We start from the raw sequence: 13,720 nt of genomic DNA on the forward strand, positions 1-13,720 counted from the left end.
AACCACTAACCGTCACATCGTCGAATCCCAGACAATGCCGGTACACGGTGAAGCCCTCGGGTTGTTCCTCGGTGCGGTCGCACTCGGTGCCGTCCACGGTATCGAACCGGGACACGGGTGGCCAGTCGCCGCCTCGTACGCCCTCGACCAGTCGAACAAGTGGCTCTACGGCCTCGCGGCGAGCGTCCTCATCGGCGTCGGCCACCTCGTCAGCAGCATCGCGATGGTGGCCGTGTTCTTCTACGCGAAGTCGTACTTCGAACTGACGCAGGTCAACGAACCCGTGGTGGTGCCACCGGGCGTCGAGATAGGCGGCCCGGTGAGCATCGTCGCTGGCGTCCTCCTGCTACTCCTGGGTGTCCGCGAGTACCGACAGGGGCACTCACACACCCACGGTGGGGACGGCCACGGACACGAGGACCACACGCACGACGACGGTCACCTCTCGAAGTTCGACGACGGGCACGCGCACGGCGACGAGGACCACAGTCACGCAGGCGGGCACGCCCACGGTGGCGGCGGTTTGCTCGGGAGACTGACCGACAGACTCCCGTTCGGCGGCGGCCACAGCCACGACCACGGTGACTTCGAGGAGGCCACCGACCGCGGCCTCCTCGGTATCGCGTGGTTCGCCTTCCTGCTGGGGTTCGCCCACGAGGAGGAGTTCGAGATAATCGCACTCTGCTACGGGTCGGCACACTGTCTCGAACTGATGACGGCGTACGCGCTGACCGTCGTCGTCGGTATCGTCGGCCTGACCCTGCTGTTGCTCGCCGGCTATCAGCACTTCGAGGAGACTGTCGAGCAGTACACGGGGTACCTCCCGGTGTTCTCGGCCGTCGTCCTCTGTACCATGGGACTCGGGTTCGTGACGGGGCTGTTCTGACTACGCCGTCGCGAACCGGTAGGTGTCGTAGCCGGCGTAGGAGACGAGAGCGACGCTCGCGAGGACGGCGGCCAGTCCGACGACCAGCCCCAGTCGCCAGAACGTCCAGATGCCGGCCCCGAGCAGTGCACCGGCCACGAGAAAGAGGGCGGTGAGTCGGACGACGCGGAGACTATCGGCGTTCACGGTTACTCGTTCGCCGGACACGGACAAATAACTTCCCGGGGGCACCGACTCAACGGCCGGGGAGAAGGCCCTCGACCCGGTCGAGGACCGGCGACAACTCCGTCGCGAGTGCGTGCCGTTTCAGCAGGACGAACCCGGTGAAGATGACCACGAAACCGGCCACGTCGAGCAGTTCGAGCGTCTCGTCTAGCACTAGCCAGCCCGAGACGGCCGCGAATATCGGTGCGGCGTAGGAGACGAGGTTTATCTCTATCGCGCCGAGGCGAGCCAGCAGGTCGAAGTAGACGACGTAGCCGATGGCGCTCGCGAACACCGCCAGATAGACCAGTGCGGCGACGCCAGCGAGGGAGAACTGGGCGTCTGCGAGCGCCTCGCTGGGGAGTCCGAAACTGATAGCGTGGAGCAGGACGGCCCCGAGAACGTTCGACCACGCGACCATCCCCTCGGGCGAGATGTCGCCGTCGAGGCGTTGGACGAGGACGCTCCCGAGGGCGACGGACGCCGCCGCGAGCAGGACCAGCGTCGGCCAGAGCGCCTCGCTCGCGAGCGGCGTCGACGAGTCCGGACGCGCCACCATCGCGACGCCGACGAACCCCAGCAGAAGCCCGAGGGTCCCGACGACCGTCAGTCGCTGGTCCGGGAGGAACAGGCGGGAGAACACTGTCGAGAGAATGGGGCTCATCCCGACGAGGATGGCCGCGACGCCGCTGGTGACGCCCGTCTCGCCGACGAAGAGGAAGGCGTTGTACAGCGCGATGATGAGCGTCCCTTCGACGACCAGCGTCAGCCAGTCCGCGCGGGTCCGCGGGAGCCAGTAGTCGCAGGTGACCGCAGCGTAGCCGACCATCAGTACGGCCGCGAGGTCGTAGCGGATGGCGGCGAACAGCACCGGTGGGAACGCTTCCAGTCCGGCCTTGATGGCCATGAACGACGTGCCCCACACCGCGGCGAGGAGAACGAACAGCACTGCCGACCGTCGCTCGCTCATATCGAGGTGTACGAGGGCGGCGTCATAACCCTGACCATCGGGTCGTCGTCAGTCGAGGGCGTGCCACACCGTCGCCGAGAGGTACAGCGAGGCGAGCGCACCGACGGAGACGACCAGCCAGTACGTCGCGAGTCGGTAGACGATGACACCGGCGGCGGCTACCTCCGGCGGCGCACCGGTCAACACGGTCAACACCGCCGTGAGTCCGATTTCGGTCCCGCCCAACCCGCCCGGCGTCGGCAGCAGTGTCGCGAGGCCGCTGGCCGGGGTCAGGAACAGTGCCAGACCGACCGGGAGCGCAACGCCGACGGCGCCGAAACCGAACAGGAGCGCGTAGGAGAAGGCTATCCACCCCATGACGGCGAGCGTCGACGCGAGCACGAGGCGTCGCGTGTCCCCCGTCGCCGCGCCGAAGGCCGCGAGGAACGACTCGACGCCGTTCGTGACGCGACGGGGCGCCAGCGACCGGTGGACCCGCATCGAGACGCGGCCGACGGTGGCCCTGACGAGCGCGGCCGTCCGCTCTACGAGCGTCGCGACCACGTGCCGGCGGTACGCGAGGACGGCCCCGCCGACGACGAGGGCGAAGACGACGGCGGCCAGCATCGCGAGTACGAGCGGACCGTCGAGGCCGGGGAGCGGGCTGACCAGCAGTGCCACCAGTCCCAGCGTCGCGACGCCGAGCGACCCCGCGAACACGAGCAGTTCACTCGCCGTGACGGCCGCGAACACTTCGCGGAACTGGCGGTCTAAGTCCTCGGCGAGCACGTACGCCAGAATCGCCGACCCGCCGACGTTGCCCAGCGGCAAGACCTGCTTCCCGAACGTGCCGGAGAGGTAGCCCAACTGCACGCGGTGGCGGGGGAGCGAGCCGTCGATACCGTCCACGATTGCGACCGTCGTCAGACTCCAGCAGAACTGGGCGAGCAGCGACAGGAGCACGGCGAGCGCGACGAACCGGAGGTCTGCGCCGGTCAGGGCCCCGACCGTCGCGGAGACGTCCAGCGACAGGAACAGGAGCGCGAACAGCACTAACGCGACGCCGGCACCGAGCGCCAACCGTTCGTACCCCGCTCGTTCGGCCCTCGCAGTCGCCATCGAGTCACGTTGGACCGCCGAGCGGTATCAATCTACGGGCGTTCCTCGGCGTCGTACGTCTCCGCCAGCGCGTCCAGTGCCTCGTGGTGTTCGGTCGTGTGCGGCGCGGTGAGCGGGGAGACGCTCACTCGCCCGTCGACGACGGCCCGACGGTCGGTTCCCTCGGGGTCCGGGATGTCGCCGTCGGCCATGTGCTCCCAGATGCGGTCGTGGAGCGTGACCGCGTCGCCGTCGCGGACGGCGTCCATCTCGTACAGTCGCGAGGGCCGGGTGACTTCGAGCGGCGCCGGCCCCCACTCGGCGACGGGTGCGTTCACGTTGAGGTAGTCACACTGCTCGAACACGCCGGCGCCGAGCGCGTGGTCCGCCAGATACGACGTGGCCCGAACCGCTTCGCCGTAGCTGTCGCCGTCGGCCTCGATATCAGAGAACGCCGCGTCCTCCCGGACCGGGATGTACATCGAGACGGCGATAGCGGGGACGTCGAAGAAGGTAGCCTCGACGGCGGCGCTCACCGTGCCCGACCGGCCCAGCACGTACGCACCGAGGTTCGCACCGCGGTTACAGCCGGCCACGACGAGGTCCGTCTCGGGGACGAGCGCCTCCAGTCCGGCGACGACGCAGTCGGCCGGCGTCCCGTCGACGACGTACCCCATCTCGTGGTCCCGGACGTCGACCTCGTGAGAGATAGCGCGTCCGACAGCGCTCTGGTCCTCCGCCGGCGCCACGGCGGTCACGTCGCCGACCTCGGAGAGTCCGTCGTACACCGCTCGCAACCCGACGCTGTCGATGCCGTCGTCGTTCGTCAGCAGGATGGTCGGCTCGTCCATACGCCGTCTGGGGCCGTGGGCGAGAAAAACCCACTGCCCGGGCGTGGCGCGCCGCTCGTCAGCGCGCCCTGTCGACCGTCGTCTCGCCGTCGACGACGACGTTGTACGCCCCCTCGTCGTCGTTCCAGAGGACCAGCGCGTTCTGCAGGGAGAGCAGGTCGCCGTAGTCGGCGTCTCGCAGGTCGTCGTTCAACAGCGAGGGTTCGGTGACAACGGCGAAGTGGTCGACTTCCTGACTGCCGTCGCCGAGCAGGTACAGCGGGTTGGACTCCCCCTCCGAGAGGTCGTGGCTGAGTTTGACCGCCAGCAGGTTCACCCGGTCGGTGACGTAGCTCTCGGCGTCGGCCATCGGCGCGTGGGTGCCGCGGTCCGGCGTCATCTCGATGGCCCGCCGTCCGTCCGTCCGGAGGACGCTGTAGGCGTACTGGACGTCGACGTTGACGAACTCGCCCGTCCCGCCCGCGGCGTCGTCGAGTCGTCGCTGCATCGACGGGACGGCGAGGTCGGGTTTGCGGTCGAACGACCACGACTCGCTCTCGGGCATCTGGTGGGGCCACAGGCGGACCGTCGGGCCGTAGACGTTCGCCGGGCCGTCGTCGGTGACGGCGCGCTCTATCTCGCGCAGGCCCGTCGCGGTGTTCCGGTCGGCGGGTTCCAGCGCCACCACCGTCCCGTCGTCGGCCAGCGCGCCGAGGTAGCGTTCGAGCACGCTCACCGGGTCGTCGAGTTCGTTGAGCACGTTCCCGAACAGCAGGAGGTCGAACGGGCCGTCGGCCGCGACGGCGGCGTCGAGGTCGAACGCCTCCGCCGTCTCCCGGTGTATCGAGACGTCGACGTTCGGTCCGGGGTCGTCGAGCATCGTCTCGAGGACGTCGGCGGCGGCGCTCGGTTCGATGGCGTGGTAGTCCACGAGCGCCTCGTCCGGCAGGAGGTCGAGCAGTCCCAGCGCCGGCCCCCCGACGCCGGCGCCGACGTCGAGGACGCGGAGTCTGGTGGGGAGCAAGCCCTCGACCAACAGGTCCGAGAGGACGTACTGCGTGACCGCGTAGTAGTCGGGCAGGTGGTAGACGGCGTAGCCGTGGGCCGTCAGGTCGTCGTAGGCCACGTCGTCGCGCCGGAGGTAGCGCTCTTTCACGTCGCGGATGCGCTCGCGTAACTGCTCGCCGCTGTCGCCGCGCTCCCAGTCCGGGCCGTACGCGTCGGTGAGCAGGCTCTCGACCCGCCGGCCGTACTCCTCGGGGAAGCGCTCGACGCCGTGGAACGGACCCGCCGGCGAGAGCGGTCCCTCCGGCGCCGGGACGAACGTGCCGTCGTCCTGTTCGACCAGCGCGAGGTCGACGGCCTCCTCGCGGAGCACCTGCCGGACGACGGCCGGGTGTGGCTGGCCGTCGACGTACTCGAATATCTCTTCGGGGTCTACCGGACGGACGTTCCGGAGGTACTGGGCGTTCTCGCGTATCTGCTGGCGCGTCTCGGGGTTCATGAGAGGTCCTCGTACAGTGCGGTGAACGTCTCCGCGTCCGCGTCCGCTATCTCTCGGGCCGCCTCGGCGACGCTGTCGGCCCCCTCGAAGGTCTCCTGTATGTCGGCGTAGACGTGGGCGTCACCGCCGGTGACCTGTCCGACGAGGTCGGCGAGTCCGCCCGAGACCGGCGTGTGGAACCGGTCGGGCACGTCGTCGGCGGCCATCGCGTAGGCGAGGACCGCCGCGTGGGCGCCGGCCTGCACCGTCTCCATCGCCTCGTCGTGTTCGGCCGCCGTCGTCTCGAACGTTTCGTTGCCGGCTGCAGCGATAGCCCCGAGGACAACGTCGACGGCGTCGCCGCCGGCGTCCGTGACGACGGCGACGTTACCGGGGGCGTTCTCCGGCGCGAACAGGGGGTGGAGGCTCGCCCGACCGACGTCTGGGGCCGCCGTCTCCATCGCCGCGAGCGGTCCGGCCATGCTCCCGGTCACGTCGAGGACGGCGTCGGTCGCCGACGGCGCGTACTCGCCGATGGCCTCCTCGGCGACGGGCATCGGCACGGCGACGCAGACCACGTCGAATCGGTCCGCCGTGTCACTGGGGACGGCGCGGCCGCCGACGGCGTCGGCCGCCCGGCGTGCCGCGTCCGCGTCGAGGTCCGTGAACGCGAGTGTCGCGTCGGCGTGGTCCCGGAGGGTCCGGCCGAACCAGCGGCCCATGGACCCGGCGCCGACGACGAGACAGTTCATGCGACGAGCGTAGCCCGGCGCCTCTCAAAAGCCGTTCGGTCACTCCCGGCGCGCCGGTATGTGGCGACTGACGAATACGCCGTAGACAGGCGTCGAACCTCCAGCCGGCAGGCCTCCCACCCCTCCTAAACGCTTATCCGTCGGCCCCGAGTCGTCGGAGTCATGAAGCGCGTTCGATTCCGGGACACCGCGGGGAACGTCCGTGGCGGTCGCTGGACCGTCGAGGACGGAGAACCAGTCGTCACGGCGGCCGCCGGTCCGTACGGGCGCATCGCCTTCGGCGACGAGACGTACGCTCCCGACGACGTGGACATCCTGCCACCGTGTGAACCGACCAAAATCGTCTGTATCGGCCGCAACTACGCCGACCACGCCGAAGAGATGGGCTCCGACCTGCCGGACAGGCCGATGCTGTTCCTGAAGGCACCGAACGCCGTCGCCTCCCACGGGAGCAAGCTCACCATGCCGTCGGGGAAAGAGCGCATCGACTTCGAGGCCGAGCTGGGCGTCGTCATCGGCGAGCAGTGCAAGAACGTCAGCGAGTCCGGTGCGATGGACGTCGTCGCAGGGTACACCTGCCTCAACGACATCTCGAACCGCGACGACCAGGAGATAGAGCAGAACTGGGTCCGCGGGAAGGCCTTCGACAACGCCTGTCCCATCGGCCCGCTCGTGGCGACGCCGGAACACGTCCCCGAAGACGCCACCATCGAGAGCCGTGTCAACGGCGAGGTCAGGCAGTCCTCCTCGCGCGACCACCTCATCTTCTCCGTCGAGGAACTCATCGCCGAGATTACCGAGTACATGACGCTCGAACCCGGCGACGTCATCGCCACCGGGACGCCGGAGGGCGTCGGCCCGCTCGAAGACGGCGACGAGGTGGAGATAGAGGTGGAGGGCATCGGGACGCTGAAACACTCCGTGAAGATTCCCTGACGCCGCGAGCCCCTTCTCGACGCCGTCGATGACAACGCCTAAGTTTAGGCTCACCTAATCGCTGTCGAGATGGAGCGGACGCCGGAGTCACGCGCGGACGTCTGCGTCGTCGGTGCAGGGCCGGCGGGCGCCCTCGTCGCCAGCAGACTCGCGAGCGACGGCTACGACGTGGTGGTTCTGGAGGCCGGTCCACGGTTCGACTTCGAGGAGCGACCCCGTCGGATGGAGGAGGCCATCCGACCCGCCCACGACGGGTCAGTCTGGGACATGGGCGGCGAGCGCGACGCCTTCTCGGCCAGCGGCGAGCAGTACTACCCGCTCAACGTCGCCCGGGTGAAGGGCGTCGGGGGGTCGACGCTCCACTGGCAGGGGATGGTGATGCGCCTGCACCCCAGCGACTTCGACGGAAGTCACGACAACGACGACCCGGCGTGGCCCATCGACTACGACGACCTGCGGCCGTACTACGCCGACGCCGAACGGGCGATGGGCGTGGCCGGCGACGCCGACAACCCGTTCGCACCGCCGCGGGACGACCCCTACCCGCTCCCGGGGTTCCCACCCTCGTACAGTGACTCGCTGTTCGCCGAGGCCTGCGAGTCGCTGGGTATCTCGATGCACGGTGTCCCGAACGCCCGCAACTCCGAGGCCTACGACGGCCGGGGTCCGTGTGTCGGCTACGGCACCTGCCAGCCAGTGTGTCCCTCCGGCGCGAAGTACGACGCGAGCGTCCACGTCGAAGACGCCGAGGCCGAGGGCGCGACGGTCCTCGACCGCGTGCCGGTCCAGCGACTCGAAACCGACGCCGACGGCCGTGTGAGCGCGGCCGTCTACGCGACCCCCGACGGCACCGAACACCGACAGGAGGCCCGCGAGTTCGTCCTCGCGGCGGGCGGCGTCGAGATTCCGCGCCTCCTCTTGCTCTCCCGGTCGGAAGACGACCCCGACGGCCTCGCGAACTCGTCGGGCCTCGTCGGTCGGTACTTCATGGACCACCTGTTCGCCGGCGCGGGCGGCACGCTGGACGCGCGAACCCGCCAGAACCACGTCGGCTTTCTCACCAGCGAGTGCCACCAGTTCTACGACGACCCGAGGCAGGCCGTCGAGCAGGTCGGCGACGACGAGACGGTCGTTCCGGCCTCCGACGACGCGCTCTCGCCCATCAAACTGGAGTTCCTCAACTACGCCGGCCCGTCGCCGGTAGAGCTAGCGCTCTCGGCCGACGAGTGGGGCGACACACTGCTGGGGGACCTCCGAGAGGCCTACGGCAACAGCATCGCGATGGGCGGCCTCGTCGGCCAGCCACCCCGGAAGGAGAATCGGGTGACGCTCGACACCTCGACCACCGACGACCACGGCAACCCGGTCCCCGACGTCCAGTGGTCGTGGGGGCCGCGCGTCCGGCGGTCGATGGGGCGCGCGAACGACATCCAGCACGCGATTCTCGACGAACTGGGTGTCGACGTCTCGTGGACGGCCGGCCCCGAAGGCGGCGGGTCCGGCCCCGCCTACCACCACATGGGGACCACCCGGATGGGCACCGACCCGGAGACGAGCGTCGTGAACCCGCAGTTACGGACCCACGACGTGGCCAACCTCTCGGTGGCGTCGTCGTCGGTGTTCGTCACCGCCGGGTCGATGAACCCGACGCTCACCATCGCGGCCCTCGCGCTGAAGTGTGCCGACCACGTCGGCGAGCGACTCTAGTAGTAGAGGCCGAGGATGGCGCCGGCGTTGACCAGCAGAAGGACGGCGACGAGCGACGCGCCCAGCAGGAACGGGCGGGCGTTACGGGCGGGTTCGCGGACCTTCTTCTGGTCGAACCCATCGGAGAGTTTCGAGGCCCCGACTTCGACGAGGCCGGCCAGCGCGAACCAGAGGACGACCATCGTGACGACGAGGTGGCCGCGACCGGTTCCGGTCAGCGACTCGGCGGTGTAGCGCGTCGCGGCGAGGTGACCGCCCGTGACGAACAGGAGCAGTGCGCTCGCCCGCGAGACGGTTTTCAGTTTCCCGGTCATCGTCGAGAGCGGACCGGGACGGGTGTCGCCGTCCATCGCCGTCGGGAGGACGGCGTAGGTAGCGAACAGGACGCTCCCGGACCAGAGGCCCGCGAAGACGAGGTGTGTCGCGAAAACCGCGGCATCGACTGTGCTCATGCCCGTGGGTTGGACGCGGGCCTCTTGAACGCCCCGGAACAGGCAGGCTACAGAGCGTCAAGACCCGTCGCAAGCGTCCTCGAACGCCTCCACCCCGCTCGACACGTCTAGTCCGCTCCAGTTGGAGTGGTACCACTCATCGGTTCCCCGTCTCGGCGGCCGGGTCTCGACTGGTCGACGAGAAGTGGTATCGCCTACCGGCACCGCGTGCACACTATTGGTACTCTTCGGGAGGGATGAACTGAACCGCCTGCGTGTGCGTTCGGGTGGACTGCGGAGGACGGCCCTCTCTGCAGGTGAGCACGCTTAAGCCGCCCCACCCGCTTGGCACATCCATGCAACCACGGGACCTCTCCGCTCACACCGTCTACCGGGCGGGCCGCGGTATCGAGGAAGTCGCCCGGGAACTCGGTCTCGACCCGGACGAGATGGTGAAACTCGCGTCGAACGAGAACATGTTCGGTCCGAGTCCGCTGGCCGTCGAGGCCATCCGGGACTCGGCCGAACGGATGCACTCCTACCCGAAGGCCTCCCACGCCGACCTCGTCGAGAAACTGGCGGCGACGTGGGACGCCGACCCGGAGCAGGTGTGGCTGAGCAACGGCGGCGACGGCGCACTGGACTGTCTCGCCCGCGCGATGCTCGAACCCGGCGACGAGGTACTCGTCCCGAAGCCCGGCTTCGCCTACTACGAGATGAGCGCGCGCTATCACCACGGCGAGGTCAGCGAGTACACGCTCTCGAAGGCCGAGGACTTCGCCCAGACGGCCGACACCGTCCTGAAGGACTACGACGGTGAGCGTATCGTCTACCTCACCAGCCCCCACAACCCGACCGGCGCGGAGTTCTCCATGGAGGCCGTCCGGACCATCGCCGAGGAGACGGACGAAGCGACGCTCGTCCTCGTCGACGAGGCCTACGGCGAGTTCACGGAGTCGCCGAGCAAGCGACCCCTCCTCGACGAACGCGACGACGTGGCGCTCCTGCGGACGTTCTCGAAGGCCTACGGACTAGCCGGCGTCCGTCTCGGCTACGCCCTCGTCCCAGAGTCGTGGGCCGACGCCTACGCACGCATCAACACGCCGTTCTCGGCGAGCGAACTGGCCTGCCGGGCCGGCCTCGCGGCACTCGACGACGACGACCACGTCGAGCGCTCCGTCGAGACGGCCGCGTGGGCCCGCGAGTACATCCACGACAACTTGACGGCGGACACGTGGGACAGCGCCGGTAACTTCGTGCTGGCCGAAGTGGGTGACGCCTCCGCCGTCGCCGACGCCGCACAGGAGGAGGGCGTCATCGTCCGCGACTGTTCCTCGTTCGGCCTGCCCGAGTGCATCCGCATCACCTGCGGGACCGAGGAGGACACCGAACGGGCCGTCGCGATCCTGAACGACGTCGTCGAGGTGGTCGAGGCGTGAGAGTCGCGGTCACCGGGACGCCCGGGACGGGCAAGACCACGGCGACCGAACTGCTCCAGACAGACCTCGACGTCGTCCACCTCAACGACATTATCGAGGACGAGGGGTTCTCGACCGGCGTCGACGAGGAGCGCGGGAGCGTCGTCGCCGACATGGACGCCGTCGCCGAGTGGTTGTACGGCCGCGACGACGTGCTGTTCGAGTCGCATCTGGCCCACAACTTCGCGGCCGATCGCGTGATCGTCCTCCGAGCGCACCCCGACACCGTCGTCGAGCGGCTACGCGAACGGGGCGATTCGGACTCGAAAGCGTACGAGAATGCGGAGTCGGAGGCCCTCGACGTGATACTCTCCGAGGCCGTCTCCCACCACGGTACCGAGAACGTCTACGAGATAGACACGACCGAGCGCGACCCGGACGAGGTGGCCGACGGGATCGCGGCCGTCCTCGCCGACGAGGTCGAACCGAGCGCCGGCACCGTCTCCTACGTCGACTGGCTATGACGCTGGACAGGTTCCGCTCGGTCGCCGACCGAGCGCTGGTCCCGTTCGTCGGCGCCGCGAAGACCGTGGGCCTCTCGCCCAACGGCGTCAGCGTCCTCGCGTTCCTGCTGGCCGTCGCCGCCGCCGGCGTCTACGCAGTCTCGGATAGGGCACCCCTGCTGTATCTCGCCGGGGCCGTCCTCGTCTTCCTCAACGGCTGGCTGGACCTCGTCGACGGCGCGCTGGCCCGAGAGCTCGACGTGGCCTCCTCTGGAGGAGACCTGCTCGACCACGTCCTCGATCGCTACGCCGACATCGTCATCATCGTCGGTCTCGCGGCCGGACTCGGCCGATGGGCCCTCGGTATCGCGGCCGTCACCGGCGTCCTGATGACGTCGTATCTCGGCACCCAGGCACAGGCGGTCGGTCTCGACCGAGTCTACGGCGGCCTGCTTGGCCGGGCGGACCGTCTCGCCCTCGTGGGCATCACGACCGGGGTCGCGGCCTTCGTGAACCCGACGGCGCTGACCCTCACGCTCGTCGGGTGGCTGCTCGTCGTCTTCGCCGTCGTCGGGCACGTCACCGCCCTCCAGCGGTTCTACTACTCGATGCAGGCGCTGGAGTGAGGGCAACGCACCATTTATACCGCGCCCTCTCCAACCCGGCAGTATGGTACAGTGCGAGATGTGCGGGACGGAGGTCTCCTCTCCCAACCGCGTCAAAATCGAGGGGGCAGAACTCGACGTCTGCGACGAGTGTACCGACTTCGGGACAGAGGTGAAGACGCAGGACGCCTCGTCGTCCACGTCGACGAAGTACTCGACGTCGTCGAGTAGCGGTGGGTCGTCCTCGTCGTCCAGTTCCTCGTCGAGTTCGTCGGGTGGTGGCGGCCGCCGCCGGGACATGTTCGACGAGATGGACGAGATAGCACAGGACTTCGACGACCAGATTCGGCAGGCCCGCGAGTCCGAGGGCCTGAGTCAGAAGGACCTCGCCCAGAAACTCAACGAGAAGGCGAGCCTCATCCGAAAGCTCGAACAGGGGAACTCGCTCCCCAGCGACGACGTGCGTACGAAACTGGAGCGCGCGCTCGGCATCGACCTGAGCGCGGGCGGCAGCACCGACGACACCGAGTGGTCCGGTGGGTCCAGTAGCGGCGAGTACACCCTCGGCGACGTGGTCGAACGGAAGGACTAGAGGCGAAGGTCCCGCTCTTCGACGTCTAGCTCGGCGGCCAGCGAATCGACCCGTTCTTCGATGTCGGCAATCTCCGACTGGAGCCGGCGGTACTGCTCGCTCCCGTCGAGTTCGGTCTGTGTCTTCTCGACCTGCAGGACGTTTCGCTTCAGTTTGCGGGACGTGAGCCGCTGGAGTTGCTCGTTGTAGGTCGCTATCTTGTCGAGGCGCTCGACGACCTCGGTCAGGTCGTCACGGGTCACCGGCTTGACGAGGTAGTCGTCGACGCCCATGTCGATGATGTCGAAGTCGGGGTTGACCGCGGTCACCATCGCGACTCGACAGTCGAGGCCGCGCTCCTCCATCTCGGCGAGCACCTCGTTGCCGGAGACGACCGGCATCCGGCGGTCCAACAGGACCACGTCCACGTCCGGCGAGAGCATCTCGATACCCTCCTCGCCGCTGTACGCCGTCTGGACGTCGAACCGGTCGGACAGGTAGTCGGTGTAGAGGTCGGCGAGGTGCTGTTCGTCTTCCACGATGAGTACGGTCGGCGTCTCGTCCCCGGTGGTCACGACTTGTCTCCCGACTGTTCACCGTCCAGTGTCTTAATGCTCACTCATCGCGGCGTTCGACGCCTCGCCCCGCTCTCGCAACCTATTTCCCGGCGGCCCCCGGTGGGTGGTGTATGTTCGTCCTCGTCAACCTGAAGGCGTATCCGTGCGACCCAGTCGAAGTAGCGACCGCCGCGGCCGACGTGGCCGACGACTCCGGCGTCCGCGTGGCCGTCGCGCCGCAGGCCGCGCACCTCGGTGCCGTCGCCGAGACCGGCGTCGAGACGTGGGCCCAGCACGTCAGCCCGAACGAGCACGGCAGTCACACCGGGAGTACGCTCGCCGAGGCCGTCGCCGACGCCGGCGCGGTCGGGACCATGCTGAACCACTCGGAGAACCGCCTCAAACTCGCCGACATCGACGCGTCGCTGGACGCGGCCGACCGGGCCGACTTAGAGACCATCGTCTGTGCGAACAACCCCGACCAGATAGGCGCCGCCGCGGCGCTGGGCCCCGACGCCGTCGCCGTCGAACCGCCGGAACTCATCGGTACCGGCACCCCGGTCAGCAAGGCCGACCCGGACATCGTCACGGGCGCTGTCGACGCCGCGGCACGCGTCGACGGCGACGTCGACGTCCTCTGTGGCGCCGGCATCTCGACGGGCGAGGACATCGTCTCCGCCTCGGACCTCGGCGCGAGCGGCGTGCTCCTCGCGAGCGGCGTCGCGAAGGCCGACGACCCGCGCGCGGCGCTCGAAGACCTCGTCGAACCGCTGAACTAACCGCAGAAACC

Annotated in this window: 16 protein-coding genes; 8 read left to right on the forward strand and 8 right to left on the reverse strand. The window is 68.7% G+C overall.

What is annotated here, in order from left to right; translation table 11 throughout:
• Nucleotides 1-34 precede the first annotated feature (34 nt).
• The gene (locus tag EGH21_RS10145) at nucleotides 35-886 is read left to right on the forward strand and encodes a hypothetical protein (RefSeq protein ID WP_220618358.1); all 852 of its coding nucleotides are present in this window, start codon (nucleotides 35-37) and stop codon (nucleotides 884-886) included.
• Here the strand turns inward: EGH21_RS10145 and EGH21_RS10150 are convergent, their stop codons facing one another.
• The 6 genes from EGH21_RS10150 to EGH21_RS10175 are packed head-to-tail and all read right to left on the reverse strand — an operon-like array spanning nucleotide 887 to nucleotide 6,202.
• Nucleotides 887-1,072 (reverse strand): hypothetical protein, encoded by a 186-nt coding sequence (locus tag EGH21_RS10150; RefSeq protein WP_220618359.1) that lies wholly within the window; start codon nucleotides 1,070-1,072, stop codon nucleotides 887-889.
• A 49-nt stretch (nucleotides 1,073-1,121) separates the two neighbouring features.
• Complete coding sequence (locus tag EGH21_RS10155) at nucleotides 1,122-2,060, reverse strand: DMT family transporter (protein WP_220618360.1); 939 nt, start codon at nucleotides 2,058-2,060, stop codon at nucleotides 1,122-1,124.
• Nucleotides 2,061-2,108: 48 nt separating this feature from the next.
• A complete protein-coding gene (locus tag EGH21_RS10160; protein WP_220618361.1) occupies nucleotides 2,109-3,158 on the reverse strand; it encodes a flippase-like domain-containing protein in 1,050 nt (349 codons plus the stop codon).
• Between the two features lie 32 nt (nucleotides 3,159-3,190).
• Nucleotides 3,191-3,988 carry a 5'/3'-nucleotidase SurE gene (gene surE / locus EGH21_RS10165; protein WP_220618362.1) on the reverse strand — a complete coding sequence of 266 codons (798 nt, stop codon included), beginning with the start codon at nucleotides 3,986-3,988 and terminating at the stop codon, nucleotides 3,191-3,193.
• A gap of 58 nt (nucleotides 3,989-4,046) precedes the next feature.
• Nucleotides 4,047-5,471 carry a small ribosomal subunit Rsm22 family protein gene (locus EGH21_RS10170; RefSeq protein ID WP_220618363.1) on the reverse strand — a complete coding sequence of 475 codons (1,425 nt, stop codon included), beginning with the start codon at nucleotides 5,469-5,471 and terminating at the stop codon, nucleotides 4,047-4,049.
• Complete coding sequence (locus EGH21_RS10175) at nucleotides 5,468-6,202, reverse strand: prephenate dehydrogenase/arogenate dehydrogenase family protein (RefSeq protein ID WP_220618364.1); 735 nt, start codon at nucleotides 6,200-6,202, stop codon at nucleotides 5,468-5,470. Before EGH21_RS10175 ends, EGH21_RS10170 begins: the two co-directional genes overlap by 4 nt.
• A 162-nt stretch (nucleotides 6,203-6,364) precedes the next feature.
• Here EGH21_RS10175 and EGH21_RS10180 point away from each other — a divergent pair, with 162 nt between their 5' ends.
• Together EGH21_RS10180 and EGH21_RS10185 are read left to right on the forward strand one after the other, a co-directional pair.
• Nucleotides 6,365-7,138 (forward strand): fumarylacetoacetate hydrolase family protein, encoded by a 774-nt coding sequence (locus EGH21_RS10180; protein ID WP_220618365.1) that lies wholly within the window; start codon nucleotides 6,365-6,367, stop codon nucleotides 7,136-7,138.
• 69 nt (nucleotides 7,139-7,207) lie between these two features.
• Nucleotides 7,208-8,845 carry a GMC family oxidoreductase gene (locus tag EGH21_RS10185; protein WP_220618366.1) on the forward strand — a complete coding sequence of 546 codons (1,638 nt, stop codon included), beginning with the start codon at nucleotides 7,208-7,210 and terminating at the stop codon, nucleotides 8,843-8,845.
• On the opposite strand, the gene EGH21_RS10190 is transcribed toward EGH21_RS10185, so the two are convergent.
• Nucleotides 8,842-9,297, reverse strand: a complete 456-nt coding sequence (locus tag EGH21_RS10190) for a transporter (RefSeq protein WP_220618367.1) — start codon at nucleotides 9,295-9,297, stop codon at nucleotides 8,842-8,844. The genes EGH21_RS10185 and EGH21_RS10190 overlap by 4 nt on opposite strands.
• A 335-nt stretch (nucleotides 9,298-9,632) precedes the next feature.
• On the opposite strand from EGH21_RS10190, the gene hisC reads away from it, so the two are divergent.
• From hisC to EGH21_RS10210, 4 genes are read left to right on the forward strand one after another with little or no spacing between them, the layout of a single operon-like run.
• Nucleotides 9,633-10,715 (forward strand): histidinol-phosphate transaminase, encoded by a 1,083-nt coding sequence (gene hisC, locus EGH21_RS10195; RefSeq protein ID WP_220618368.1) that lies wholly within the window; start codon nucleotides 9,633-9,635, stop codon nucleotides 10,713-10,715.
• Nucleotides 10,712-11,218 carry an adenylate kinase family protein gene (locus EGH21_RS10200; RefSeq protein ID WP_220618369.1) on the forward strand — a complete coding sequence of 169 codons (507 nt, stop codon included), beginning with the start codon at nucleotides 10,712-10,714 and terminating at the stop codon, nucleotides 11,216-11,218. The genes hisC and EGH21_RS10200 overlap by 4 nt, the downstream gene beginning before the upstream one ends.
• On the forward strand, nucleotides 11,215-11,823 hold the full coding sequence (locus tag EGH21_RS10205; protein ID WP_220618370.1) for a CDP-alcohol phosphatidyltransferase family protein: 609 nt from the start codon (nucleotides 11,215-11,217) through the stop codon (nucleotides 11,821-11,823). The genes EGH21_RS10200 and EGH21_RS10205 overlap by 4 nt, the downstream gene beginning before the upstream one ends.
• Before the next feature lie 43 nt (nucleotides 11,824-11,866).
• Nucleotides 11,867-12,394 carry a multiprotein bridging factor aMBF1 gene (locus EGH21_RS10210; protein ID WP_220618371.1) on the forward strand — a complete coding sequence of 176 codons (528 nt, stop codon included), beginning with the start codon at nucleotides 11,867-11,869 and terminating at the stop codon, nucleotides 12,392-12,394.
• Here the strand turns inward: EGH21_RS10210 and EGH21_RS10215 are convergent.
• Entirely contained in the window at nucleotides 12,391-12,948 is a 558-nt protein-coding gene (locus EGH21_RS10215) for a response regulator transcription factor (RefSeq protein WP_220618372.1), read from the reverse strand. The genes EGH21_RS10210 and EGH21_RS10215 overlap by 4 nt on opposite strands.
• 113 nt (nucleotides 12,949-13,061) lie before the next feature.
• Here EGH21_RS10215 and tpiA point away from each other — a divergent pair, with 113 nt between their 5' ends.
• Nucleotides 13,062-13,709: a triose-phosphate isomerase gene (tpiA, locus tag EGH21_RS10220; protein WP_220618373.1), complete on the forward strand. Its 648-nt coding sequence runs from the start codon at nucleotides 13,062-13,064 to the stop codon at nucleotides 13,707-13,709.
• The last annotated feature ends 11 nt before the right edge of the window (nucleotides 13,710-13,720 follow it).

This window comes from Haloarcula rubra (genome assembly GCF_019599465.1).
Taxonomy (GTDB): Archaea; Halobacteriota; Halobacteria; order Halobacteriales; family Haloarculaceae; genus Haloarcula; species Haloarcula rubra.

Coding starts and splice junctions, on each gene's coding strand:
- EGH21_RS10145 (WP_220618358.1), top strand. CDS start 35: ATGCCGGTACACGGTGAAGCCCTCGGGTTGTTCCTCGGTGCGGTCGCA.
- EGH21_RS10155 (WP_220618360.1), bottom strand. CDS start 2,060: ATGAGCGAGCGACGGTCGGCAGTGCTGTTCGTTCTCCTCGCCGCGGTG.
- EGH21_RS10160 (WP_220618361.1), bottom strand. CDS start 3,158: ATGGCGACTGCGAGGGCCGAACGAGCGGGGTACGAACGGTTGGCGCTC.
- surE (WP_220618362.1), bottom strand. CDS start 3,988: ATGGACGAGCCGACCATCCTGCTGACGAACGACGACGGCATCGACAGC.
- EGH21_RS10170 (WP_220618363.1), bottom strand. CDS start 5,471: ATGAACCCCGAGACGCGCCAGCAGATACGCGAGAACGCCCAGTACCTC.
- EGH21_RS10175 (WP_220618364.1), bottom strand. CDS start 6,202: ATGAACTGTCTCGTCGTCGGCGCCGGGTCCATGGGCCGCTGGTTCGGC.
- EGH21_RS10180 (WP_220618365.1), top strand. CDS start 6,365: ATGAAGCGCGTTCGATTCCGGGACACCGCGGGGAACGTCCGTGGCGGT.
- EGH21_RS10185 (WP_220618366.1), top strand. CDS start 7,208: ATGGAGCGGACGCCGGAGTCACGCGCGGACGTCTGCGTCGTCGGTGCA.
- EGH21_RS10190 (WP_220618367.1), bottom strand. CDS start 9,297: ATGAGCACAGTCGATGCCGCGGTTTTCGCGACACACCTCGTCTTCGCG.
- hisC (WP_220618368.1), top strand. CDS start 9,633: ATGCAACCACGGGACCTCTCCGCTCACACCGTCTACCGGGCGGGCCGC.
- EGH21_RS10205 (WP_220618370.1), top strand. CDS start 11,215: ATGACGCTGGACAGGTTCCGCTCGGTCGCCGACCGAGCGCTGGTCCCG.
- EGH21_RS10210 (WP_220618371.1), top strand. CDS start 11,867: ATGGTACAGTGCGAGATGTGCGGGACGGAGGTCTCCTCTCCCAACCGC.
- tpiA (WP_220618373.1), top strand. CDS start 13,062: ATGTTCGTCCTCGTCAACCTGAAGGCGTATCCGTGCGACCCAGTCGAA.